The organism is Timonella senegalensis JC301 (genome assembly GCF_000312125.1).
GTDB lineage: Bacteria > Actinomycetota > Actinomycetes > Actinomycetales > Cellulomonadaceae > Timonella > Timonella senegalensis.
Genome location: NZ_HE978642.1, coordinates 500483 through 524181, shown reverse-complemented (window position 1 = coordinate 524181; position 23699 = coordinate 500483). Strand labels below are relative to the sequence as shown.

At 61.2% G+C, this 23699-nt stretch carries 17 protein-coding genes and 1 tRNA gene; 3 read left to right on the top strand and 15 right to left on the bottom strand.

The window, feature by feature from the left end:
• Both rpsA and HGSM_RS06880 read right to left on the bottom strand, forming a co-directional pair.
• Positions 1-1263, bottom strand: a 1263-nt coding sequence (gene rpsA / locus HGSM_RS06885) for a 30S ribosomal protein S1 (protein WP_019148008.1), incomplete at its 3' end; no start/stop codon positions are given.
• 268 nt (positions 1264-1531) lie between these two features.
• Entirely contained in the window at positions 1532-2554 is a 1023-nt protein-coding gene (locus HGSM_RS06880; protein ID WP_019148007.1) for a 6-phosphofructokinase, read from the bottom strand.
• A 200-nt stretch (positions 2555-2754) separates the two neighbouring features.
• Between HGSM_RS06880 and HGSM_RS06875 the strand changes: the two genes are divergently transcribed.
• A complete protein-coding gene (locus HGSM_RS06875; protein ID WP_019148006.1) occupies positions 2755-3573 on the top strand; it encodes a class I SAM-dependent methyltransferase in 819 nt (272 codons plus the stop codon).
• Between the two features lie 137 nt (positions 3574-3710).
• Here the strand turns inward: HGSM_RS06875 and polA are convergent, their stop codons facing one another.
• On the bottom strand, positions 3711-6440 hold the full coding sequence (gene polA, locus HGSM_RS06870; RefSeq protein WP_019148005.1) for a DNA polymerase I: 2730 nt from the start codon (positions 6438-6440) through the stop codon (positions 3711-3713).
• On the opposite strand from polA, the gene HGSM_RS06865 reads away from it, so the two are divergent.
• Positions 6415-6822, top strand: a complete 408-nt coding sequence (locus tag HGSM_RS06865) for a PaaI family thioesterase (RefSeq protein WP_051009696.1) — start codon at positions 6415-6417, stop codon at positions 6820-6822. The genes polA and HGSM_RS06865 overlap by 26 nt on opposite strands.
• Before the next feature lie 6 nt (positions 6823-6828).
• Here HGSM_RS06865 and HGSM_RS06860 read toward each other — a convergent pair whose 3' ends face one another.
• Together HGSM_RS06860 and HGSM_RS06855 are read right to left on the bottom strand one after the other, a co-directional pair.
• Positions 6829-7482 (bottom strand): GNAT family N-acetyltransferase, encoded by a 654-nt coding sequence (locus HGSM_RS06860; protein WP_019148003.1) that lies wholly within the window; start codon positions 7480-7482, stop codon positions 6829-6831.
• Between the two features lie 197 nt (positions 7483-7679).
• Complete coding sequence (locus HGSM_RS06855) at positions 7680-8303, bottom strand: ANTAR domain-containing response regulator (RefSeq protein WP_230197516.1); 624 nt, start codon at positions 8301-8303, stop codon at positions 7680-7682.
• Between the two features lie 266 nt (positions 8304-8569).
• On the opposite strand from HGSM_RS06855, the gene HGSM_RS06850 reads away from it, so the two are divergent.
• Positions 8570-8646, top strand: a tRNA-Leu gene (locus HGSM_RS06850).
• Positions 8647-9019: 373 nt separating this feature from the next.
• On the opposite strand, the gene pyk is transcribed toward HGSM_RS06850, so the two are convergent.
• From pyk to HGSM_RS06800, 10 genes are all read right to left on the bottom strand, one after another.
• Positions 9020-10438: a pyruvate kinase gene (gene pyk, locus HGSM_RS06845; protein ID WP_019148001.1), complete on the bottom strand. Its 1419-nt coding sequence runs from the start codon at positions 10436-10438 to the stop codon at positions 9020-9022.
• Between the two features lie 97 nt (positions 10439-10535).
• Complete coding sequence (locus HGSM_RS06840) at positions 10536-12002, bottom strand: glutamate synthase subunit beta (RefSeq protein WP_019148000.1); 1467 nt, start codon at positions 12000-12002, stop codon at positions 10536-10538.
• Complete coding sequence (gltB, locus tag HGSM_RS06835; RefSeq protein WP_019147999.1) at positions 11995-16581, bottom strand: glutamate synthase large subunit; 4587 nt, start codon at positions 16579-16581, stop codon at positions 11995-11997. The genes HGSM_RS06840 and gltB overlap by 8 nt, the downstream gene beginning before the upstream one ends.
• A gap of 247 nt (positions 16582-16828) precedes the next feature.
• A complete protein-coding gene (gene lgt, locus HGSM_RS06830; RefSeq protein WP_019147998.1) occupies positions 16829-17698 on the bottom strand; it encodes a prolipoprotein diacylglyceryl transferase in 870 nt (289 codons plus the stop codon).
• An 8-nt stretch (positions 17699-17706) separates the two neighbouring features.
• On the bottom strand, positions 17707-18513 hold the full coding sequence (gene trpA / locus HGSM_RS06825) for a tryptophan synthase subunit alpha (protein ID WP_019147997.1): 807 nt from the start codon (positions 18511-18513) through the stop codon (positions 17707-17709).
• On the bottom strand, positions 18510-19757 hold the full coding sequence (gene trpB / locus HGSM_RS06820) for a tryptophan synthase subunit beta (RefSeq protein WP_019147996.1): 1248 nt from the start codon (positions 19755-19757) through the stop codon (positions 18510-18512). The genes trpA and trpB overlap by 4 nt, the downstream gene beginning before the upstream one ends.
• 56 nt (positions 19758-19813) lie before the next feature.
• Entirely contained in the window at positions 19814-20626 is an 813-nt protein-coding gene (gene trpC, locus HGSM_RS06815) for an indole-3-glycerol phosphate synthase TrpC (RefSeq protein ID WP_019147995.1), read from the bottom strand.
• A gap of 205 nt (positions 20627-20831) precedes the next feature.
• Complete coding sequence (locus tag HGSM_RS06810; protein WP_019147994.1) at positions 20832-21113, bottom strand: HGxxPAAW family protein; 282 nt, start codon at positions 21111-21113, stop codon at positions 20832-20834.
• A gap of 138 nt (positions 21114-21251) precedes the next feature.
• Positions 21252-22055 carry a Trp biosynthesis-associated membrane protein gene (locus HGSM_RS13700; protein WP_019147993.1) on the bottom strand — a complete coding sequence of 268 codons (804 nt, stop codon included), beginning with the start codon at positions 22053-22055 and terminating at the stop codon, positions 21252-21254.
• Between the two features lie 11 nt (positions 22056-22066).
• The gene (locus HGSM_RS06800) at positions 22067-23698 is read right to left on the bottom strand and encodes an anthranilate synthase component I (RefSeq protein WP_040594704.1); all 1632 of its coding nucleotides are present in this window, start codon (positions 23696-23698) and stop codon (positions 22067-22069) included.
• Between the last annotated feature and the right edge of the window lies 1 nt (position 23699).

Here is a 23699-nt window from a genome sequence, read left to right as displayed (position 1 = left end):
TGCCTTGGCGTACTCGTTCTCCCAAGCCTCACGCTGGGTCTCGAAGCCCTCGAGCCACTCTTCGGTCTCTGGGTCGAAGCCCTCTGGGTACTTGTAGTTGCCAGCCTCGTCGTACTCAGCTGCCATACCGTACAGAGCTGGGTCGAACTCGTCGGACTCTGGGTCGACGCCTTCGTTAGCCTGCTTGAGGGAGAGCGAGATGCGGCGACGCTCGAGGTCAATGTCGATGACCTTAACGAACGCGTCGTCACCAACGTTGACAACCTGCTCTGGCAGGTCAACGTGGCGAACAGCCAGCTCGGAGATGTGCACGAGACCCTCGATGCCGTCCTCAACGCGAACGAATGCACCGAATGGAACGAGCTTGGTGACCTTACCTGGTACAACCTGTCCGATCGCGTGGGTGCGGGCGAAGGTCTGCCATGGGTCTTCCTGGGTTGCCTTGAGCGAAAGCGAAACGCGCTCGCGGTCGAAGTCAACGTCGAGAACCTCAACGGTAACTTCCTGGCCAACCTCGACTACCTCGGATGGGTGGTCGATGTGCTTCCAGGAGAGCTCGGAAACGTGGACGAGACCGTCTACGCCGCCAAGGTCAACGAATGCACCGAAGTTGACGATCGAGGAGACAACACCTGGGCGAACCTGGCCCTTTTGGAGGGTCTGGAGGAAGGTGGAGCGAACCTCGGACTGAGTCTGCTCGAGCCATGCGCGGCGAGAAAGCACAACGTTGTTGCGGTTCTTGTCGAGCTCGATGATCTTTGCCTCGATCTCCTTGCCAACGTATGGCATGAGGTCGCGGACGCGACGCATCTCAACGAGGGATGCAGGAAGGAAGCCGCGGAGGCCGATGTCGAGGATAAGACCACCCTTGACAACCTCGATGACGGTACCGGTAACGACGCCGTCTTCTTCCTTGATCTTCTCGATGGTGCCCCAGGCACGCTCGTACTGAGCGCGCTTCTTGGACAGGATGAGACGGCCTTCCTTGTCCTCCTTCTGGAGAACCAGAGCCTCAACGGCGTCGCCTACGTTTACAACCTCGCCTGGGTCAACATCGTGCTTGATGGACAGTTCGCGAGATGGGATGACACCTTCGGTCTTGTAACCGATGTCGAGGAGAACCTCGTCGCGGTCAACCTTGACAATGGTGCCCTCAACGATGTCGCCATCGTTGAAGTACTTGATGGTTGCGTCAACTGCTGCGAGGAAGTCTTCCTCGGTACCAATGTCGTTGATTGCGACCTGAGGGGTGTTGTTGCTCATTGAGTCTAATGCTCCGATGCGGACAGGAAGTAGTACGGATATGTGAGTTCGGCTGGCTCCGTGCAAAGTTGAACTTCACTGAGTTAACTTCACTAGGTGCTAGCCGTTTTTGCTGCCCTCGACGAGGGTAGCCGGGTTCGAAAACACCGTATTCCAGCCTACACGCGGCCCCGAAAGGGGGTCAAACGACTTTACCCACGGAGGACAGGAATTCGGTGTGTTTCCCGCCACGTCACGTGGGTAAAGGTCGTTTTGTTCAGTTTGCGGCTCAGGCGAGGGCCTTCGCCACGCTCAGCAGGTCGTCTGGGACGGTCTTCACCTTGCCGGCGATTTCCTCGAGCGGGACCAGAACGATCTCCTCGTTGCGCACGGCGGTCATGACGTTGGTCTTGCCTGCGCTGATCGCGTCGATTGCGGCCACGCCGAATCGTGAACCGAGGATTCGGTCGGTCGGGGTTGGCGTGCCACCACGCTGCACGTGGCCAAGAACCGTGAGTCGGGTGTCGAACCCTGTGCGCTCCTGGATCTCCTTGGCTACACGCTCGCCAATCGCGCCCGCGATGATCTCGCCGTACTGACCGAGCTGCACTTCGTAGTCCATCGCGCTGCCCTTTGCGGGTGCGGCCCCCTCGGCTACGACCACGATAGAGAAGTTCGCGTGGGCACGGTGACGGTGCTTCAAGAACTTGACGATCTTTTCGATCTCAAATGGCTCCTCAGGAGCCAGCACGATCTCGGCTCCACCCGCGATGCCCGATGCAACCGCGATCCAGCCTGCGTGGCGTCCCATGACCTCGATAACCATGACGCGGTTGTGTGACTCGGCGGTGGTGTGGATGCGGTCGATTGCTTCCGTCGCGATGTTCACTGCCGTGTGGTAGCCGATCGACAGGTCGGTTCCGTACACGTCGTTGTCGATCGTCTTGGGGATCGCCACGATGTTGATACCCTGCTCGGCCACCTTTGACGCGGCGTTGAGCGTGCCATCGCCACCGATGCAGATGAGAGCATCGATCCGCTCTGCTTCAAGTGTGGCCATGACCTGCTCCATGGCACCGGCCGAGTGAGGGTGGAAGCGCGCGGTACCAAGCATGGTTCCGCCCTGAGGCAGAATGTTACGGATATTCGAGCGATCCAACTGGATCACGTCTCCGTCAACTACGCCTTTCCAGCCGTTACGGAAACCGATGATCTGGTGCCCGTATTCGCCGAGTCCCTGCTTGACCACTGCGCGAATTGCAGCGTTCAGTCCGGGGCAGTCTCCTCCACCTGTGAGCAGGCCGATGCGCATTCAAACTCCCTCATAGTGAGTGGCACGTTCGCCACATAAGATTGCGCGTCCCATTATTCGACAACGGGATGCGTAACTTTCAGCGCTCCTACCTTAACGCGCGGTGGTCCCGTGTTTGTGAAACTTTGGTCCCTTCACCAGTACGATTCTTACGTGCCCACAAAGCGCCCCACCCCACCACTCGCCCAGGAGACGCAGCGATGAACCAGAGCCGAATCGGATATGAACACGTCCCTGAGCAGGACGCGTCGAGGGCCGCTCGCACCTGGTGGGACGAAAATGCCGCCGAGTATCACGACGACAACGGCGCGTTTCTGGGCGAGTCGCGCTTTGTGTGGGGCCCCGAGGGCCTGACCGAGGACCAAGCCCGCCTGCTCGGCTCGCGCGAGGGGGTCGTCGATAAGAAGATTCTTGAGGTGGGCAGCGGTGCTGCCCAGTGCTCACGCTGGTTGCGCGCGCAGGGCGCGCGCGTAGTGGCCACGGATTATTCTCACGCCATGCTGGAACAGGCCCTTATTTACAACGAGCGAGCCGGTTCCCAGCACCGCGTCCCCCTGATTCAGGCGGACGCGCGCGAGCTGCCGTTCGCGGACTCGTCGTTTGATGCGGCGTTCACGTCCTTTGGTGCGATCCCGTTCGTGCCCGACGCGGAGCGCATTCACACGGAGATTGCGCGAGTGCTGCGCCCCGGAGGACGCTGGGTTTGTTCGGTAACCCACCCGGTTCGCTGGATGTTTCCGGACGATCCCACGAGCCACGGCACCACGATCACGCGCTCGTACTTTGCGCGTGAGCCGTACGTGGAGTTCGACGAGCAGGGCCAACTCGAGTATGCGGAGTATCACCGCACCATCGGTGATCACGTGCGCGAGATCGCGGCCGCGGGTTTGATCCTGCGGGACATCGTGGAGCCTGAGTGGCCCGCAGGCAACGCGAACGTGTGGGGCGGCTGGGGGCCGGAGCGTGGCGCCCTGCTCCCGGGCACTGCGATCTTCATGGCGGACAAGCCTGCGGCGTAGGCGCAGTGCTGGGCCTTAGCCCTTTCTCTGATGGGGAGGCGGCCTTGCGGGAGAATCAGCCCGCAACACGTATGGCGACGGCGGCCAACACCACATGTGCTGGCCGCCGTCGCCATACGTACGCTCGCGCGGTGAGCCTAGTGACCGGCCTCGTGCCAGTTGCGGCCGATGCCCACTGACACGGAGAGCGGGACGGAGAGTTCCATCGCTCCAGCCATCTCCTCGCGCAGGATCGTCTCAACCAGTTCAACCTCGCCGTGCGCTGCCTCGACGAGGAGTTCGTCATGGATCTGCAGCAACAGGCGGGACTTTACGTTCTCGGCCTCAAACCGCTTGGTCACGCGCAGCATCGCCAACTTGATGATGTCGGCCGCGCTGCCCTGGATAGGAGCGTTGAGCGCCACACGCTCTGCGATCTCGCGACGCTGACGGTTCGAGCTGGTCAGGTCTGGGAGATAGCGGCGGCGGCCGAGGATGGTCTGCGTGTAGCCGTCCTTGCGGGCCTGTTCTTGGACGCTGGAGAGGTACGTGCGCACCTCGCCAAAGCGTTCGAAGTAATCGTCCATGAGCTTGCTGGCCTCGCCAACCGAGATGTTGAGCTGCTTGGAAAGGCCGTATGCGGACAGACCGTAGGCGAGTCCGTAGCTCATCGCCTTAACCTTGGAGCGCATCGCTGGGGTCACCTGGTCCGTGGGGACCTCGAACACGTGGGATCCCACGTAGTTGTGCAGGTCCTCCCCCGCCTTGAACGCCTCAATGAGCTTGTCGTCACCCGACAGGTGGGCCATGATCCGCATTTCAATCTGGCTGTAGTCAGCGGTCACGAGAGTCTCGTAGTCCTCGCCCACGGTGAACGCCTGGCGGATCTGGCGACCCATCTCCGTGCGGACGGGGATGTTCTGGAGGTTGGGGTCCGCCGAGGACAGGCGCCCGGTCGCAGCCACGGTCTGCTGGAAGGTCGTGTGGATTCGTCCGTCGTCCGCCACGGACTTCAGCAGGGTCTCCACGGTCTGACGCAACTTGGTGACGTCGCGGTGCTCTAGCAGGTGGCGCAGAAACGGGTGCTCTGTCTTCTCAAACAGGTCCTGGAGCGAGGCCGCATCGGTTGTGTACCCGGTCTTGATCTTCTTGGTCTTGGGCATGTCCAACTGGTCGAACAAGACCTCCTGGAGCTGCTTGGGAGAGCCCAGGTTGACCTCACGGCCGATCGTCTCGTAGGCCGCAGCGGCTGCGGCAGCGCCCATCTGCGTGAACTGGGCTTCGAGCGAACGCAGGTGTTCGACGTCCATTGCAACGCCGTCGTCCTCCATACCCACCAGAGTGTGCGCGAGCGGAAGTTCAAGTTCCTCGAGCAGGTGCAGTGACTTGCGCTCCACGAGTTCGCCGCGCAGGTGTTCCTCGAGCGGGCGAATGGCGGCAGCGCGCTGCGCGAGCTCTCGGTAGGTCTCTACCTCGTCGAATCCGAGATCCAGTGCGCCCTGGCCGGAGGATTCCGCCACGGTGAGCGAACGGAACAGGTAACGCTGTGCGAGGTCTTCGAGGCCATAGGTGCGCTGGTCGGGGAAGGCGAGGTACGCCGCGAGTTCAACGTCAAACGTCACGCCAGCGATGCCACCGGAAAACCGCTTGAGCGCGTGCCACACGCCCTTGTATCCGTGCACGAACTTGGGCGCAGACGCGTTGGCGAGCCAATCACGCAGGGTCACCGTGTTCTCGTCGGAGAGTTCCTCAAGCTTGAGAACCGCAACCCTGTCGGCTGAGTCGGCAAGAGCGAGGGTCCAGGCCGAGCCAGTGTGCGGGGTGCGGCGGCCGTCGATCTCCACTGAGACTGCGTCCTGCGCGGACTCGAGCCACTCGCTGAGTGAACCCTTGCCAAACACGGTGATGTCCAGCTCCGCCTCGGCCTCTACTGGCGCCGAGGCCTCGTCCTCGCCCGCAGGCATGAGCGCGAAGAGCCGGTCGCGGAGGTTGCGGAACTCGAGAATGTCAAAGATCTCGTTCATGGCAGCGCGGTCCCAGGGGCGCATGTCGAGGTCACCCGCGGAAATGGCCACGTCCACGTCCCGTAGCAGATGGTTGATGACGCGGTTGCGGCGCACTTGTTCGATGTGGCCGCGCAGCGACTCACCGACCTTGCCCTTGATGCCGTCGGCGCCCTCGAGGATCGCCTCGAGCGAACCAAACTGGCCGATCCACTTGGCAGCGGTTTTGGGTCCCACACCCGGGACGCCCGGGATGTTGTCCGCGTTCTCGCCGACGAGTGCGGCCATGTCGGGATAGTTCTCCGGCCTTACGCCGTACTTCTCCTCGACGGCGTCAGGCGTGTATCGCTTGAGCTCGGAGACACCCTTAACCGGGTAAAGCACAGTGACGTCCTCGTTCACCAACTGGAACGCGTCACGGTCTCCGGAACACACCAGGACTTCCATGCCCGCGTCCCGGCCCTGCGCGGACCACGTAGCCAGAATGTCATCCGCCTCGATCTGGTCGATCTCGAGGTAGGCGATGTTCATCGCGGCGAGGACTTCCTTGAGCAGTGGAACCTGGCCCTTGAACTCCTCGGGCGTGGCGTCACGGCCACCCTTGTACTCGGGGTACTGGTCGTTGCGGAAAGTGTGCGATCCAGCGTCAAAGGCAACACCCAAGTGCGTTGGCTTCTCGTTAGTGATCAGCGTGGTCAGCATGGAGATGAAGCCGTGCACCGCGTTGGTGTATGCACCCGAGGAAGTAATGAACTTATCCGCGGGAAGGGCAAAGAATGCCCTAAACGCCATGGAATGTCCGTCGATGATCAGGAGCCGAGGTCGCGTAAAGTCGTTCACACCTGCAAACCTATCTTGAATGGGAGAGAAGAACACGTTGAACATGTCCGAGTATTCACTTAAAGGAACTCTGCTGGAGCGCATGAACATCACGCTCACGGAACTCTCGGCAGAGCACGCGACCGGCTCCATGCCGGTCGAGGGAAATACGCAGCCCATGGGGCTGCTTCACGGCGGCGCGTCCGTGGTCCTTGCAGAGACGCTGGGATCCATTGCCGCGCAGATGCACGCCGGTGAGGGAAAGGCTGCGGTGGGCATCGAGATCAACGCGACCCACCACGCGTCCGCACGGTCCGGCATAGTCTACGGCGAGGCGCGGGCGATCCACTTGGGCCGCACAACGGCCAGCTATGAAGTACTAATAACCGACGATTCTGGCAAGCGCCTGTGCACGTCACGTATAACGTGCATGATCATCAGCAGGTAGTTCCGCCTAGTTGGGCAGGGACTGCTCATCCAGTTCCTGCCTCGCGGCGTACTCATTCTGGAATGCGCGCAGATCGAGTGGCCCGCTGTTCGTTTCAAAGCGAGAGCGCCTGCGGCGCGCAATGAGGTCCTCGATAGCGCGTGCGGTGCCTTTTCGGCTGCGCTTGAACTCCGCTGCGATATTCCGCTGGAGCGCCGACACCGAAACAACGCGGTGTGACGCTGCGGGAGCGAATCCGAGTCGGGCGAGGAAGCGCTGGACGCCACGGGAACCGGGAAGAGGCAGCGCGTAGATCTCGGTGACGCCCTGGAGTGCTGCGCGGTCCGCGAGCACGGAGAGCAGGTTGTGGCCCACTCCCCTGCGGCGCGCCGAGCTCGCAACGTAAAGAGCCTCGATGTAGAACGAGGAATGATCCACAAAGAGTCCAGGTCCAATGAACCGACTCATTGCAAAGCCCACAATCTGCCCGTCGATAGACGCCACGAGAACGCTTCCGCCCTCGAGTTGAGCGAAGGTTCCAACCTGGCGAACGATCCTGTCCGCCTCGGGAACACTCACCTGCGCGCCGAGCGTCGACTCCCCGCGCGCGGCCAAACAAAGGTCCGCCATCGTATCGAGATCAGAGACCGCAAGATCACGAACTTCAACGTGTGCGAGCACGGGTAACTCCTTCGAATATGCATTTCTGGCGGGACGCATAGAGGGCCGTAGCGGGTGAATTCCGTTACAGAATCGTTACTACGAACTCATCAAACATCTTTCGCCACCGGAATGCAAGATCTACAAGGCGGGCAGGAAAAGACATTGCCAAGACTTTTAGAAATCTTGGCAATGGCAATGAGGTGGTTCGGGAGTGCTTAGTCGCCGACCTGGTCGATCACGGCGTCAGCAACCTCGCGCATGGTCAGGCGACGGTCCATGGACGTCTTCTGGATCCAGCGGAAGGACTCCGGCTCGCTGAGGCCCATCTTGCTCATCAGGAGGCCCTTGGCGCGGTCAACACGCTTACGGGTCTCAAAGCGGTCAGCTAGGTCAGCGACCTCTGACTCGAGAGCAGTGATCTGACGGTAGCGGGAGATCGCGATCTCCACGGCAGGAAGCAGGTCAGCTGGGCTGAACGGCTTCACCACGTACGCCATTGCTCCTGCGTCGCGAGCACGCTCGACCAGTTCGGTCTGCGAGAACGCGGTGAGGAGGACAACTGGGGCAGCGTGTGCCTTTCCGATGCGCTCTGCGGCACTGATGCCGTCAAGCTCAGGCATCTTGACGTCCATGACGACTACGTCAGGCTTAAGTTCGATTGCGAGGCGCACGGCGGTCTCGCCGTCACCAGCTTCACCGACCACGTCATAGCCAGCCTCACGAAGAGTCTCGACTACGTCCATACGGATCAGCGCTTCGTCCTCGGCCACGACAGCGCGGCGTGCTGGACGTGCAGACGTCTCTTCTCCCTCGGTCGACACAAGCGAGTCAAGTTCGATGACTGGCTCATTTGCGGAGGTCTCTGCGTCTGTTACTTCTTCGGCTTTCTTGGTCACCCCTCCATCTTAGTGGGTCAGGGCTCGTAAATGTCTCACTATTGAGGAAATTTCGCGCATGGCAATGCAGGTCACACAGATACTTGGGCCAAGCTGATTTCAACTAGAGGTGCGAACCGTGTAAGGTTTTACCCGGACAGAACGAAAGTTCTGACGCCTAGGGTGAACTCGCGCATGTGCATGTCACATGCGTAAATGTTTGTTCTTTAGCCCCGGTAGCCCAACCGGCAGAGGCGTTCGGCTCAAACCCGATCCAGTGTGGGTTCGAATCCCACCCGGGGCACCATAGGAAGGCTCCTACGCACAGCGTAGGGGCCTTCTTTCGTTCCCCCACCCCCGGCGTGTCAACACTGCCTATCAACGCCTTCTACCCCGCCTTCAATGCCCCTGCACCAACTCCTTTGCACAACGCAGGCACGCAAGGTGAATCTGCAACGTAGCCATGATCGTCGTTAGTAATTGTGCCGAGATTACACCTGGGGGTCCGAGATTACCCGGCCGCCGGGTAATCTCGGACCCCCAGGTGCAATCTCGCGGGGGGGAACAGGGGCACATCCCGCTGACGGGCGGGACACAAGCCGCACAGCAGGCCGCACAGTAAAGCGGGCCCCACCTCTTTGAGGTGGGGCCCGCTTTACTGAACTCTAGAGAGTCACAACTCAGACGTCGTCACCGATGCGGTGAACGAGGATCGAGTTGGTGGTTCCTGCAACGCCAACTGGTGCACCGGATACAACGACAATCATGTCGCCGATCTCTGCAAGACCCTGCTCCTGGAGACGAGCGTCAACGATGCGAACCATTGCGTCGGTCGAGTCAACGTGGTCTACCTGCTGCGCGGTAACGCCCCACGACAGAGCAAGCACGGATGCTACGTCTGACTTAGGGGTGAATGCGAGGTGTGGCAGTGGGGAACGCAGGCGAGCGAAACGGCGAGCCGAGTCACCGGACTGGGTGAAGGTCACTGCGTACTTGACGCCGAGGGTTTCACCGATTTCAGCAGCCGCGCGGGTGATTGCTCCACCGCGGGTGTGAGGGGTCGAGCCGAGAGGAGCAATGCGCTCCTGGCCGAGCTCTTCGGTAGCCTCAACGATCTTGGCCATGATCTGGACGGTCTCGATTGGGAAGTCACCAACGGAGGTCTCACCGGAGAGCATAACAGCGTCAGCACCGTCGAGGATGGCGTTTGCGCAGTCAGATGCCTCTGCACGGGTTGGACGTGGGTTGGAGATCATCGATTCGAGGACCTGGGTCGCCACGATGACTGGCTTTGCGGCACGGCGAGCAAGCTCGACTGCGCGCTTCTGAACCAGTGGAACCTGCTCGAGAGGAAGCTCAACACCGAGGTCACCACGAGCGACCATGATCGCGTCGAACGCGTCCACGATTTCTGCGAGGTTCTCAACGGCCTGTGGCTTCTCAACCTTGGCAACAACTGGAAGGACGCGGCCTTCCTCTTCCATGACGCGGCGGACGTCGTCGTAGTCCTTAGCGGTACGGACGAACGACAGAGCGATGATGTCTGCACCGAGCTTGATTGCCCAGCGCAGGTCTTCCTCGTCCTTGTCGGACATTGCAGGAACGGAAACGTTCGCGCCTGGGAGGTTCAGACCCTTGTTGTTCGAGATTGGTCCGGGGACCTCACACTTAGTGACAACCGAGGTGTCGGTGACCTCGATGACGCGGACGGTTACCTTTCCGTCGTCAATGAGGATTGCGTCGCCAACGGTTGCGTCCTGTGGAAGACCCTTGTGGGTGGTGGAGCAGATCTCCTGGTTACCCAGGATGTCGTCGATGGTGATGGTGAAGACGTCGCCGACCTCGAGGAAGTACTTGCGGTCCTCTTCGAACTTACCGAGACGAATCTTTGGGCCCTGCAGGTCAACGAGGACTGCAACGTTACGGCCAGCGTCCTTAGCTGCCTGGCGAACGTTGTTGTAAACGGCTTCGTGCTCTTCGAATCCACCGTGGGAACGGTTAATACGAGCAACATCCATACCTGCGGCAACCATCTTGGCCATGTTCTCTGGTGAAGAGGACGCCGGTCCGATGGTGCAAACGATCTTAGCTTTACGCATAGCTCCAGCCTATTGCTTGTCTGATACAGCTTGGGGACAGTAGAGATCCCGTTGTCATGACCATTCTAGACTGTGTGTTTAGAACGGCATATGGGACTTAGGGACGCAAGGCTTGTGTGTTTGCCGCCACTGGGACCGCAAGTTCTGTAGCTCCTTGCAAGTATGTGTCCACACTTGCAGCGGCTGCTCGGCCCTCGGCAATCGCCCACACAATGAGCGATTGTCCGCGTCCAGCGTCACCGGCTACGAAGACGCCCGGCAGAGTCGTGGAGAAGTCATCGCGGCGCGCGAGTACGCCCCTTTCGGTGACTTCCGCGCGGCTTTGCGAGGTGAAACTTGCTGTTTCGGGTCCCACGAATCCCATTGCAATGAGGACCAAATCCGCAGGGATTTCGCGCTCCGTGCCTTGCTGAGGAACGCGACGCCCATCGGAAAGGTATTCCGTGGTTGCAACTTTGAGTGCGGTGACGTTTCCGTTGGGATCGCCAACAAACTCAACCGTGGAGGCGAGGTAAGCTCGCTCTCCCCCCTCCGCGTGTGAACTAGACACCTCGAAGAGGTTGGGGTGGGTCGGCCACGGTTGGTTACCTGGACGATCCAGTGGGGGCTTCTTGCCAATGGCAAGGGTTGTCACACTGGCTGCTTGCTGCCGCAGAGCTGTTCCGATGCAGTCGGAGCCCGTGTCACCACCACCAATAACAATAACGTTTTTTCCCGTGGCAAGTGTTTGATTGTCCATAGTTTCGCCGTTCGACACGTGATTCTGTTGAACCAGGTAATCCATGGCGTAGTGGATTCCGTTCAACTCTCGCCCGGGGAGCGCTAGATCGCGCGGAACTGTGGCGCCCACGCACACCACGACTGCGTCGAAACGGTCCCGCAGATCCTCCCACGAAATGTCCGTGCCGATCTCAACACCTGGGCGAAATCGGGTTCCCTCAGCTTCCATCTGGGCGAGTCGGCGGTCGATGTGCCATTTTTCAAGTTTGAAGTCCGGGATTCCGTAGCGCAGGAGTCCACCAATCAGCGGGTCGCGTTCGTATACGACCACGGTGTGCCCAGCGCGGGTCAGCTGTTGCGCTGCTGCCAACCCTGCGGGGCCCGAACCCACCACAGCCACTGTTTGGCCGGTGAGCCGCTGCGGGATCTGCGGGGCCACGTACCCGCGATCAAACGCCTCGTCAATGATGGTGACTTCGATGTTCTTGATGGTCACGGCCGGCTGGTTGATGCCGAGCACGCAGCTCGTCTCGCAGGGCGCGGGGCAGACACGCCCCGTGAACTCGGGGAAGTTATTGGTGGCGTGGAGACGCTGGGCGGCCAGTTCCCACTGATCCTGGGACACGAGGTCATTCCAGTCTGGGATCAGGTTGCCGAGCGGGCAGCCCTGGTTACAGAAAGGGATACCGCAGTCCATGCAGCGTGAGGCCTGGACCTTGACGTACGCCGAGCCGTCGACGCGCTTGGCCAGGACGTCTTTGAAGTCCAGTAGGCGCACTTCAACCGGGCGGTATGCGGGGGTTTCGCGCTCGCGCACCTTCAGAAATCCGCGTGGATCAGCCACGGGCCACCTCCAAAATGTTGTCCCAAGCGCCCGGCGCACTGAGGTCGATTCCTTGTTCCTTGGCGTTTTCGAGCGCCGTGTTCATGCGTGCATACTCCGCTGGCAGGACCCGAGTGAATCGCGCAAGCGATGCTGGGACGTCCGCGAGCAGGGAGCGTGCGGTCTCGCTTCCGGTCACCTGTGCGTGTCGCTGCAGCAGCTCCACCACGCGCTCTGTGTCCTTTTCGTCGAGTCCCGTGGTGAGGAATTCGCCCGCCTGCAGCGAGTCCACGTTGAGCGCGCCCTCCTGCAGGTCGAGCACGTATGCGACTCCCCCGGACATTCCCGCCGCGAGGTTGCGCCCGGTTGGCCCGAGGATGAGCACCTCGCCTCCGGTCATGTACTCGCAGGCGTGGTCGCCCACACCCTCGACCACGAGGGTCGCGCCAGAGTTGCGCACACCGAAGCGTTCGCCCGCGCGACCACGCAGGAGGATCTCGCCGGACGTCGCGCCGTAGCCGATCACGTTCCCTGCGATAACGTTCTGCGCCGCATCAAAGGTTGCGTTCTCGCTCGGCCGCACGGAAATGTGCCCGCCGGACAGGCCCTTGCCCACGTAGTCGTTGGCGTCGCCAACGAGGTTCAGTGTGATCCCTCTTGGCAAGAATGCCCCCAGTGACTGCCCGGCTGAGCCGGTCAAATTAACGACGATTGTGTCATCTTTCAGCCCCTCGCCCCGGTACCGTGTGGTCACCTCGTAGCCGAGCATCGTGCCGACGGTTCGGTTAACGTTACGGATTTCGGTGGCGATCACGACGTGTTCGCCGTTCTCAAGCGCTGGCGCGGAGCGAGCAATGAGCTCGTTGTCGAGGGCCTTTTCGAGCCCATGCTTCTGCGCCTTGGCACGCTTGATGTCCGAGCCGTTAACCGGGCGGATCTGCTCGAGCACGTGAGTCAGGTCGAGACCTTGGGCCTTCCAGTGGTCCTCCGCCTTGCGAGCGTTGAGCGCATCAACGTGTCCCACTGCTTCCTCAATCGAGGCAAAGCCTAGCTCGGCCAGGTACTCGCGAACCTCCTGAGCAATGAACTCGAAGAAGTTGACCACAAACTCCGGCTTTCCGGTGAAGCGCGAACGCAGTTCCGGGTTTTGGGTGGCGACACCCACGGGGCAGGTGTCGAGGTGGCACACACGCATCATGATGCAGCCCGACACCACCATGGGCGCAGTGGCGAACCCGAACTCTTCCGCGCCAAGCAGTGCAGCGATCACAACGTCACGGCCGGTCTTGAGCTGTCCGTCCACCTGGACGGTGATGCGGTCACGCAGGTCGTTCAGAATCAGGGTCTGCTGCGTCTCCGCTAGTCCGATCTCCCATGGCGTTCCCGCATGCTTGAGGGAGTTGAGCGGGCTCGCGCCCGTTCCTCCATCGTGCCCAGAGATCAGGACAACGTCGGCGTGCGCCTTAGAAACGCCCGCGGCGACCGTGCCCACCCCAAACTCGGACACGAGCTTGACGTGGATGCGGGCCCTTGGGTTGGCGTTCTTGGCGTCGTGGATGAGCTGGGCGAGGTCCTCGATCGAGTAGATGTCGTGGTGTGGGGGCGGTGAGATGAGACCGACTCCAGGCGTGGAGTGGCGCGTCTGGGCAATCCACGGGTACATCTTGTGGCCGGGCAGCTGACCGCCCTCGCCGGGCTTGGCACCCTGGGCGAGCTTGATCTGGATGTCGTCGGCGTTGACCAGGTACTCGGAGGTGACACCGAAACGTCCAGACGCAATCTGCTTGACCTTAGAGCGGCGCTCTGGGTCGTAGAGGCGCTCCGGCAGCTCACCGCCCTCACCCGTGTTGGATCGCCCGCCCAACTGGTTCATGGCACGTGCCAGGGTCTCGTGGGTCTCCTGCGAGATCGAACCATAGGACATGGCGCCCGTATTGAATCTCTTCACGATTTCGGAGATCGGCTCGACCTCGTCGATGGAGATGGGCTCACGCCCGGAATCGAACTCTAGGAGGCCGCGCAAGGTCATAAGGCGTGCGGACTGGTCGTTGACCCTGCCAGTGTACTCACGGAAAATATCCATCCGGCGTGACCGTGTGGAGTGCTGAAGTTTGAACACGGTCTCCGGGTCGAACCGGTGCTCCTCGCCATCACGCCGCCACTTGTACTCCCCGCCGCTCGGCAACGGCTGGTCAAGCTTGAGGTTGCCACTTGCCGGGTAGGCGTCCGTGTGGCGGATTGCGACCTCCGCGGCAATCTCATCGAGTCCGATCCCGTCGAGCCGGCTGGTGGTTCCGGTGAAGTAGGACTCGATGAAGTCCCGGGAGAGCCCCAGAGCCTCGAACACCTGAGCGCCACGGTAGGAAGACAGCGTGGAGATGCCCATCTTGCTCATGATCTTGAGCACGCCCTTGCCGAGCGCCTTGATGAGGTTCTTGACTGCGACCTCGGGACTCGCTTTCACGAGACCCTTAGCCGCGAGATCCTCAACAGACTCCATCGCAAGGTATGGGTTGACCGCAGCCGCACCAAAGCCCACGAGGAGCGCGACATGGTGGACTTCGCGCACGTCCCCTGCCTCCACCACGAGCGAGACCTGGGTGCGCGTGTGCCTGCGCAGGAGGTGCTGGTGCACAGCCGAAACAAGCAGGAGTGACGGGATGGGCGCATAGTCCGAGTACGAGTTTCGGTCAGACAGCACGATGAAACTCGTACCCTCAGAGATCGCCTCGTCGACCTCACGGAAGATCTCCTCGAGCCGCTCCTTGAGGCCATCTCCCCCGCGATCCACGCGGAACAGCCCCCGGATCACGATCGAGCGGAACGAGTTGTTCAGGGAGCGCACCCTGTCAATGTGCACGATCTTTGCCAGCTCGTCGTTCGACAGAACTGGGAAGTCCAACACGACCTTACGCGCATGCTCAGGCGTGGCCTCGAGAAGGTTGGGCTCGGGGCCAATAGCGCCACCGATGGAGGTGACGAGGCGCTCGCGAATCGAGTCCAGCGGCGGGTTGGTGACCTGCGCGAACATCTGCGCAAAGTAGTCGAAAAGCAGTTTGGGGCGCTGAGAGAGAACCGCAATCGGGGTGTCCGTGCCCATCGCACCAAGAGGCTCCACGCCGTCCTCGGCCATGGGCGTCAGCAGCATCTTCAACTCCTCTTCCGTGTACCCAAAGGAGAGCTGGCGGCGCTGCACGGACGCTGCCGAGTGTGCCACGTGCTCACGGTCGGGCAGCTGCGAAAGGTAGATGGAGTTGTCCTCGACCCACTTGCCATAGGGGTTCTCAGCTGACAGGGACGACTTAACTTCATCGTCGGAAATAATCCGGCGTGAGCCGGTATCCACGAGAAACATCTTTCCGGGCTCTAGGCGGCCCTTCTGCACAATCGTGGCAGGGTCCAGGTCGAGCACGCCCGATTCAGAAGCGAGGACGACCAGGCCGTCATTCGTGACCCAGAATCGACCGGGGCGCAGGCCGTTACGGTCGAGGACTGCGCCGATCTGGGTGCCGTCGGTGAACGTGAGGCAGGCGGGGCCATCCCAGGCCTCGATGAGGTTGGCGTGATACTCGTAGAACGCGCGTCGTGCAGGATCCATGGACGCGTGGTTTTCCCACGCTTCCGGAACCATCATCATGACGGCATGGGGCAGGGACCTCCCCGACAGGTGCAGTAACTCGAGCACCTCATCGAACGAGGCTGAGTCGGAAGCACCCGGCGAGCAGATAGGTAGCAGCGGCGCGAAATCGCCAATCGCTGAGGATGCGAGCTTTCCCTGGCGGGCCGCCATCCAGTTGCGGTTTCCACGCACCGTGTTGATTTCGCCGTTGTGCGCGATCAGGCGGAACGGCTGGGCCAATGGCCAGGAGGGGAACGTGTTGGTGGAGAAGCGGGAGTGGACGAGCGCAATCTCAGATGCGAACTCCTCGCGGGAGAGGTCGGGGAAGAATGGACGGAGCTGGGACACAGTGAGCATGCCCTTGTACGTGATCGTCCGCGAGGAGAGCGACGCAAAGAAGAGTGTCAGCTCGTTCTCGGCGCGTTTGCGGGCGCGGAACGCCAGGCGGTCAAGAGCAATACCCTCCACGCCATCTGCCAGCGCAGTCAGAAACACCTGGGCAAAGGCAGGCATAGTTGCTTGGGCTGACGGACCAACAAGACCCTCCGTGATCGGGACGTCGCGCCAGCCTAGGACCGTGAGACCCTCCTGGCCTGCGATCCCCTCGAATTGGCTCCGCTGGAGTGCCGATTGGTCCTCGTCTGCGGGGAGAAACGCGATTCCCGCGATGTAGTGGCCAGCTGCGGGCAGGTCGAAAGCCACCTCGGCACGGAAAAACTCGTCGGGAATCTGGGTCAGGATGCCGGCGCCGTCACCGGTATTCTCCTCAGCGCCAACCGCACCGCGGTGGTCAAGGTTCACGAGCGCCGTCAGGCCTGCTTCGACAATGTCGTGCCCAGGCGCACCTCGGAGGGTGGCAACGAAGGCGACACCACACGCATCGTGCTCGGCGACAGGATCGTACAGTCCCTTGGCGGCCTGGGAGGTTCCCCAGATGTTCGCGGGCCGGGACTGGACGAGCTGCGTGGATGCCGAACGCATGTGAATATCCTTCTCGTAATGCGCGGCCAAAGGCCGCGCTACGCCACTAAGTGCTTGGTGTATTTACGAGACTAGTGAGTGGTTGTATCACTCAAGTTACGGCTTTTTCAGTTCTGTTTCGCTCGCGTTGAAGGAATGTTTCCAGCAGTTTTCGGGGGTGCCTGCGTGGGTTGGTGCTCAGTGCTGCGGGAACGACAAAGGGCGGGAAAACACGGTGTTTTCGTGCTTTCCCGCCCTTTGGTCAGGCTCAGTCCTGCTCAGCCTCTTCGGAGGCTGATGTTTCGAGTTCCACCTGCTCGTTAACAGAATCGTTACGTCGGCCGGCAACAATGTAACCGACCACGGCAAGGGCGAAGACAACGATGGAGGTCCACACGTTAAGGCGAAGTCCCAACACGGTCTCTGCGGCGTCAATACGAACGCTTTCGATCCAAACTCGGCCGAGTGTGTAGAACGCGACGTACATCCAGAAGATCTGTCCGCGCTTGAACGAGAACTTCTTGTCCAAGAACAAGATCAGGCCCGCCGCAGCGAGGCACCACAACAACTCGTACAGGAAGGTGGGGTGGAACAGCGTTCCGGATTCGAATCCGGCTGGTAGGTGGGCGTCGTCAATCTCCAAGCCCCACGGGAGGGTCGTTGGGCCACCGAACAACTCCTGGTTGAACCAGTTGCCAAGGCGACCGATGGCCTGGGCAATGAGGAGGCCCGGCGCGACAGCGTCTGCAAAGTCGCCAAATTTTACGCCAGCCCTGCGGGCACCAATCCAAGCTCCAACTGCACCAAGGGCGATGGCGCCCCAGATTCCGAGGCCACCCTCCCAGATGTAGAGCGCCTTGATCGGGTTACCACCCTCGCCAAAGTAGGCACGTGGAGACGAGATGACGTGATACAGGCGTCCACCGACAATACCGAACGGGACAGCCCACATGGAGATGTCATAGACGTTCTCCGCCGTGCCACCACGAGCGACCATACGCTTGGAGGTCAGCCATACGGCCACGGCAATTCCAAGGAGGATTGCCAGAGCGTATGCGCGCAGCGGGAAGGGTCCTAGGTACCACACCGACTCGCTTGGCGATGGGATCGACGTCCCGATGAGTGCAACCGCGGTCATGTACATTCCTACTTTCGGGCGGTGCGCACGCCGTGAGCGAGAGCACGCGCGACATCGCTCATAGCAGCGAGACGCTGGTCAAAGGGGCCTTCGGCGGACAGCGGACGCACAAAGGCCGATCCGACGATGACGCCGTCTGCATAACGTCCCACATCGCGTGCTTGTTCCTCGCGGGAGACACCGAGACCCACACAAACGATTTCTGCACCGGCCTCGCGCGTGCGCCCAACCAGTTCTTCAGCACGAGTGCCGAGCGTGGCGCGTTCTCCCGTAACGCCCATGGTGGACGCTGCGTATACGAAACCACGCGAGGCAGCTGCGGTCAGCTCGAGTCGCTCCGTGGTGGAGGAGGGCGCTACGAGGAACACCTTATCGAGGTCGAACTCATTTGCAACGTCAATCCAGTCCTGAGCCGCATCTGGAGTCAGGTCAGGCGTGATAAGGCCCGCTCCGCCCGCTTCCACGAGTTCCTGCGCAAACCTGCGCAGACCGTAGTGGAAGATCGGGTTGAAGTACGTCATGACGAGCACAGGGGCGCCCAGGTCAGAGATCGCACGGATAACCGTGAACACGTCCCGGAGGCGCACGCCACCCTCAAGAGCTTCTTGGACTGCGTACTGGATGGTCTCGCCGTCCATGACGGGATCCGTGTACGGCACGCCAAGCTCAAGGATGTCGGCTCCGGCCTCAATCAGCGCGCGCGCCGCCTCGATGGACCCTTCGACGGACGGGTAACCAACGGGTAAATAGCCGATGAGCGCTGCGCGTCCCTCGTTGTCCCTCAGGTCCCGGATCTTGTCTGCAACCTGGCTCATGCGTCCATACCTTCTTCATCGAGATTCACGTCGGGGTCCACAAGGTTGAACCAGCGCGCGGCGGTTGCCACGTCCTTATCACCGCGTCCCGAAAGATTTACCAGAATGACCTCGTCGGTGCGACCTGCCGCTGCGGCCTCCTGGCCGAGCTTGATGGCGCCGGCGAGCGCGTGCGAGGACTCGATCGCAGGGATGATTCCCTCCGTGCGAGAAAGCAAGCGCAACGCGTCCATCGCCTCCGCGTCCGTGATCGCCTGGTACTCCGCACGACCGATCGAGGCGAGGTACGAGTGCTGTGGTCCGACGCCCGGGTAGTCGAGGCCCGCCGAGATTGAGTGGCTCTCAATGGTCTGACCGTCCTCGTCTTGGAGGAGGTAGGACTTTGCACCGTGCAGAATTCCTGGAGCACCGCCGGAGATAGTCGCCGCGTGGCGGTCCGTGTCAACGCCATCGCCGCCCGCTTCAAGACCTACGAGGCGCACGTCCGAGTCGTCGAGGAAGGCATCGAAGATGCCGATTGCATTGGAGCCACCACCCACGCACGCCGCAACTACATCGGGAAGGCGACCAATCTCGTCGAGCATCTGCTGGCGAGCCTCAACACCGATGATGCGCTGGAAATCACGAACCATCGCGGGGAACGGGTGCGGACCCGCAGCGGTGCCGAAGATGTAGTTGGTGTTCTCTACATTGGTGACCCAGTCACGCAACGCCTCGTTGATGGCGTCCTTGAGGGTGCGCGATCCCGTCTTGACGGGCACGACCTCCGCGCCAAGAAGGCGCATACGGGCAACGTTAAGCGCCTGGCGCTTGGTGTCTTCCTCACCCATGTACACAACGCACTCGAGGTCAAAAAGTGCGGCAGCTGTTGCGGTGGCGACGCCGTGCTGGCCTGCTCCCGTCTCCGCGATGACGCGCTTCTTGCCCACGCGCTTGGTCAGAAGAGCCTGGCCAAGGACGTTGTTGATCTTGTGCGAACCGGTGTGGTTGAGGTCCTCGCGCTTGAGGAACACTCGGACCCCTCCAGCGTGCGCCGCAAACCGCGGCACCTCGGTGATGATGGATGGGCGCCCCGAGTAGGACTTGTTCAGTTCCACCAGCTCCGCAGCAAAAGTGGGGTCAGCCTTTGCGGCTTCATATGTTGCGGTGAGCTCATCCAACGCCGCTATGAGAGCCTCTGGCATATACCGCCCACCAAACTCTCCGAAAAACGGTCCGGGCATGTTTTGCAGTGACGATGTCATTGCTAAAGCTCCATTTCAAGCGTGGATGTTACGTGCAAAAGTTCGATCGCGGCCAGTTAGTGGCGGATCGAGCGAAGGGAAGGGTGCGAGCCTGCGGCCACAAGGTCAGCAACTGCCGAGCGCGGGTTATCGCCCGTCACGAGGGCCTCCCCGACCAGGACGGCATCGGCGCCGTGGCGCGCGTACTCGACAACGTCATGTGGTCCGCGGACTCCTGACTCGGCAACGCGGACAGTTCCCTCAGGGATTGAGGGGGCGACCTTGGCGAACGTGTCGCGGTCCACCTCGAGGGTCTTCAGGTTTCGGGAGTTCACGCCGATCAGTCGAGCCCCCGCAGCAACTGCGCGCTCCACCTCCTCGACACTGTGAACCTCCACCAGGGCCGTCATCCCGAGGGACTCAACACGCTCAATCAGCGATTCAAGGACGATCTGGTCAAGCGCGGCAACGATCAGGAGGACGAGGTCGGCACCGTAGGCGCGGGCTTCCCACACCTGGTACGGGGTCACCACAAAGTCCTTGCGCAGGATAGGAACGTCGACCACCGCGCGGACTGCCTTGAGGTCCGCAAGTGAACCGGAGAACCTGCGCTCCTCGGTGAGAACGGAGATCACGGCTGCGCCGCCACGCTCATACTCCAGTGCGAGGCTCGCGGGATCTGTGATGTCAGCGAGCTCACCCTTAGACGGACTCTTCCGCTTGACCTCGGCAATCACTGCGACCGCTTCAGGGTTACCCAGGCGGCTCAGACATTCCTTTGCGCCCGGCTGCCGCGCTGCCTTCTCCTTGAGCTCGCTCAGCGGCGTCGCTGCCTCGCGTACGGCCAAGTCTTCTCGGACGCCTGCGATGATGTCATCAAGTACGGTCATGACAGTTCTTCCTCCAGGGGCAATGAATGCATACAACGTAGCCTGAAGTGGGGTTCAGATCACAATTGGCAATGTTGACTGTGCAATGGTATCCACAGTACGCGCGGGTGAGATTCTCGTTACCGACCCATGAGACAGGAGGGCGAGTTTTTCCCTCAGGGAAAAGGAAAGGCCCCCGGCAGAGCCGAGGGCCTTTGCGCTAAGACTACTTTTTTGGGGAAGGAACAGTTACCTGCCCCTTGCCCGCCTTCGCCATAATCGCACTGCCGAGAAGGCCCACAACGACAATGATCACACCAGCGATGATCATTGGGTTAATCGTGAGCACCATCCCGAAAGCGATGAGAAGGGTGCCGATGAAGGCAACGATCACCAGGAACCAGGCGGCCGAGGTGTGGCCGTGGTTCGTTGGAGGAACGAAGTCCGGAAGCTCCACACCGTCACGGTTGAGGATGTTCCTGTTGTAGTCGACGTCATGTGCTGACATGAGAATCCCTTTCAAAAGGTTGGTCCACTTCAAGGGTACAGGCTGTGGTGGGACTTACTTACTATCAAACGAGCAATCTCATGTGATATTCGCGCCTCGCCACCGGAAATGCAACGCACTGGGCGATGGATCTGACGCTCAGTGTTCCTCTGTCGGATCAGAACCCTGAGTCAGGGTGTCCCACAGTGCACGTTCGTCTGTGTCATCTGCATCGTGTGGGCGACCGGTCGCACCACGACGCAGGGTCGCGTCAGAACCGCGCTTGCGTGCAGCTCCAGTGTCCGAGCGCTCGCTGTCTGGTGCGAGGCTGTCGGGCCCGCCAACGTCAGCATTGGGTGCATCGGAGCCTTGGTCCCCAGGCGCAGCAGGATCGTCCGGTTGGCTACCTGCCAGTCCCCCGGCTCCAGCCGCAGCGGCGGTCCGGTCATACTTCGACGAGGCCACACGCCAGTTCCGCACCGCTACGAAACCCCACAGCGTGGCGGCGAGCAACAGGATACCCACAGCGATCGCGGCATAACCAACTAGGTTCACCGTGACTCCCTCGGGGACGCTGCTCACGCCGGTTGCCTCGGCAAAACTGGTGCGAACCGCGGTGCGAGGGTCAGCTAGGACGGAAACCGCGAAGCCCACAATCGACAGCGCACTGAGCGCGGAAACACCCAGCGCGATGTACCGAGCCACCCGTCCCGCAATCGACAGGTAGATCGCAGCGGCGACGACCACGATTCCGCTTGCAGTAAGCCCGGGTGCGGCCTTGTGCCCGCTCACGTTCACGGCGATGTCCTCACCAAGAACTGAGGTGAAATCTAGCGAAAGCCACGTCATGTTAGCGAGCGCAATGCCGGCCAGTGCGAGGAGCAGAATCGTCAGGACTAGCCGCCGACGGTCGAGCAGCGGGCGCTTCGACTCCTTGGCGATTCCCGAAGGGGTGGGTGACACAGTGGAACCTCTCACTTAGTGCGAGCCACAAGCCTGTGAGCGCGTTGGATCGCGCGAATCACAGCTGCGGCCTTGTTACGTGTCTCCCAGTATTCCGTCTCTTCCTGAGAGTCTGCCACGATCCCGCCGCCTGCTTGCACGCTCGCGCGCCCGTTCTTCATGTAGGCGGTTCGGATGGCGATCGCCATGTCCATGTTTCCGTCGAAGCCAAAGTAGCCAACCGTGCCCCCGTACACGCCACGTGACGCCTGCTCGTACTCATCAATCAGCGCAACCGCGCGGTTCTTGGGCGCTCCGGAAAGCGTTCCCGCAGGGAAGGTCGCCGTGAATACGTCGAGTGCACGCTTCCCGGGGCGCAGCTTTCCAATGACTGTTGAGCACATGTGCATGATGTGACTGAATCGCTTGATTTCCATGAACTCGACCACCTCGACGCTACCGGGTTCGCAGACCTTGACTAGGTCGTTGCGGGAGAGGTCGACGAGCATGATGTGCTCGGCTACTTCCTTGGGGTCTTCCTTCACATCCTTGCCAAGCAGGATGTCCTCTTCGAGCGTGGCGCCACGTGGTCGCGAGCCTGCAATAGGGAAGGTCGTGACGTTGCCCTCCACGACCTTCACCAGAGTCTCCGGGCTCGACCCCACCACCGAGTACTGCTCCCCCTGAGCATCTGTGAGCTCGAAGTAGTACATGTATGGGCTTGGATTGACCGTGCGAAGTACCCGGTACACGTCCAGCGGGCTCGCGTGGGTTTCTAGGTCAAATCGTTGCGAGAGCACGATCTGGAAGACTTCACCGTTCCGGATAGCCTCCTTGCCCTTGGCAAGCATCTCAGAGTAAGTCGCGCGGTCCGTGCGGAACTCGATTTCCGGCTCCGGGATCGACGCGTCGACAACTCGAGGCACGTCACCGAAGCCAGCGGCAATGCCAGCCTCGAGCGCCCGCTCCATCTCATCTAGGCGACGTACGGCGTCCTGGTGGGCCTCGTCTACGCGCTCGTCAGTGTTGTCAAAGTTGATGGCATTCGCAATGAGCCACACCGATCCGTCTACGTGGTCGATCGCAGCGACGTCTGAGGCCAAGCACAGGCTCATGGCTGGTGCGTCGATCTCACGTGGGGCGTTCGCCGGCAGGGTCGGTTCCCACTCGCGGATGATGTCCCAACCCATCGAGCCCACAAGCCCACCCGTAAAGGGCGGCAGTCCAGTGAACGCCTCCGTGTGTAGTGCGTCGAGCGCCGCCGACAGAACTTCAAGTGGCCGTCCACTCGAGGGTATTCCCTCTGGTACGTCACCGAGCCACACAGCCTCACCGTTGGCAACTGGCGCACCGGCAGCACCCGTCGCGCCTTCAGATCCGTCACGCACCGTCAGCGTTGCACGCGAGTTCACTCCCACGAATGAGTATCGTGACCAGGTTCCGCCAATGTCTGCGGACTCCATCAGGAAGGTCCCCGGCCGTGACTGTCCCAGCGCCCGGTAGAGCCCGAGCGGTGTCACGTCATCGGCGAGGATCCGGCGCACCACGGGAATTACGCGGCGCTGAGTTGCGAGCGAGCGGAACTCATCCAGTTCGGGCCAGGTTGCGCCCCATGCGAATGTCTCGCCGAGGTTTACTGAGTCCTTGTCTGAGGAGAGCGCCATT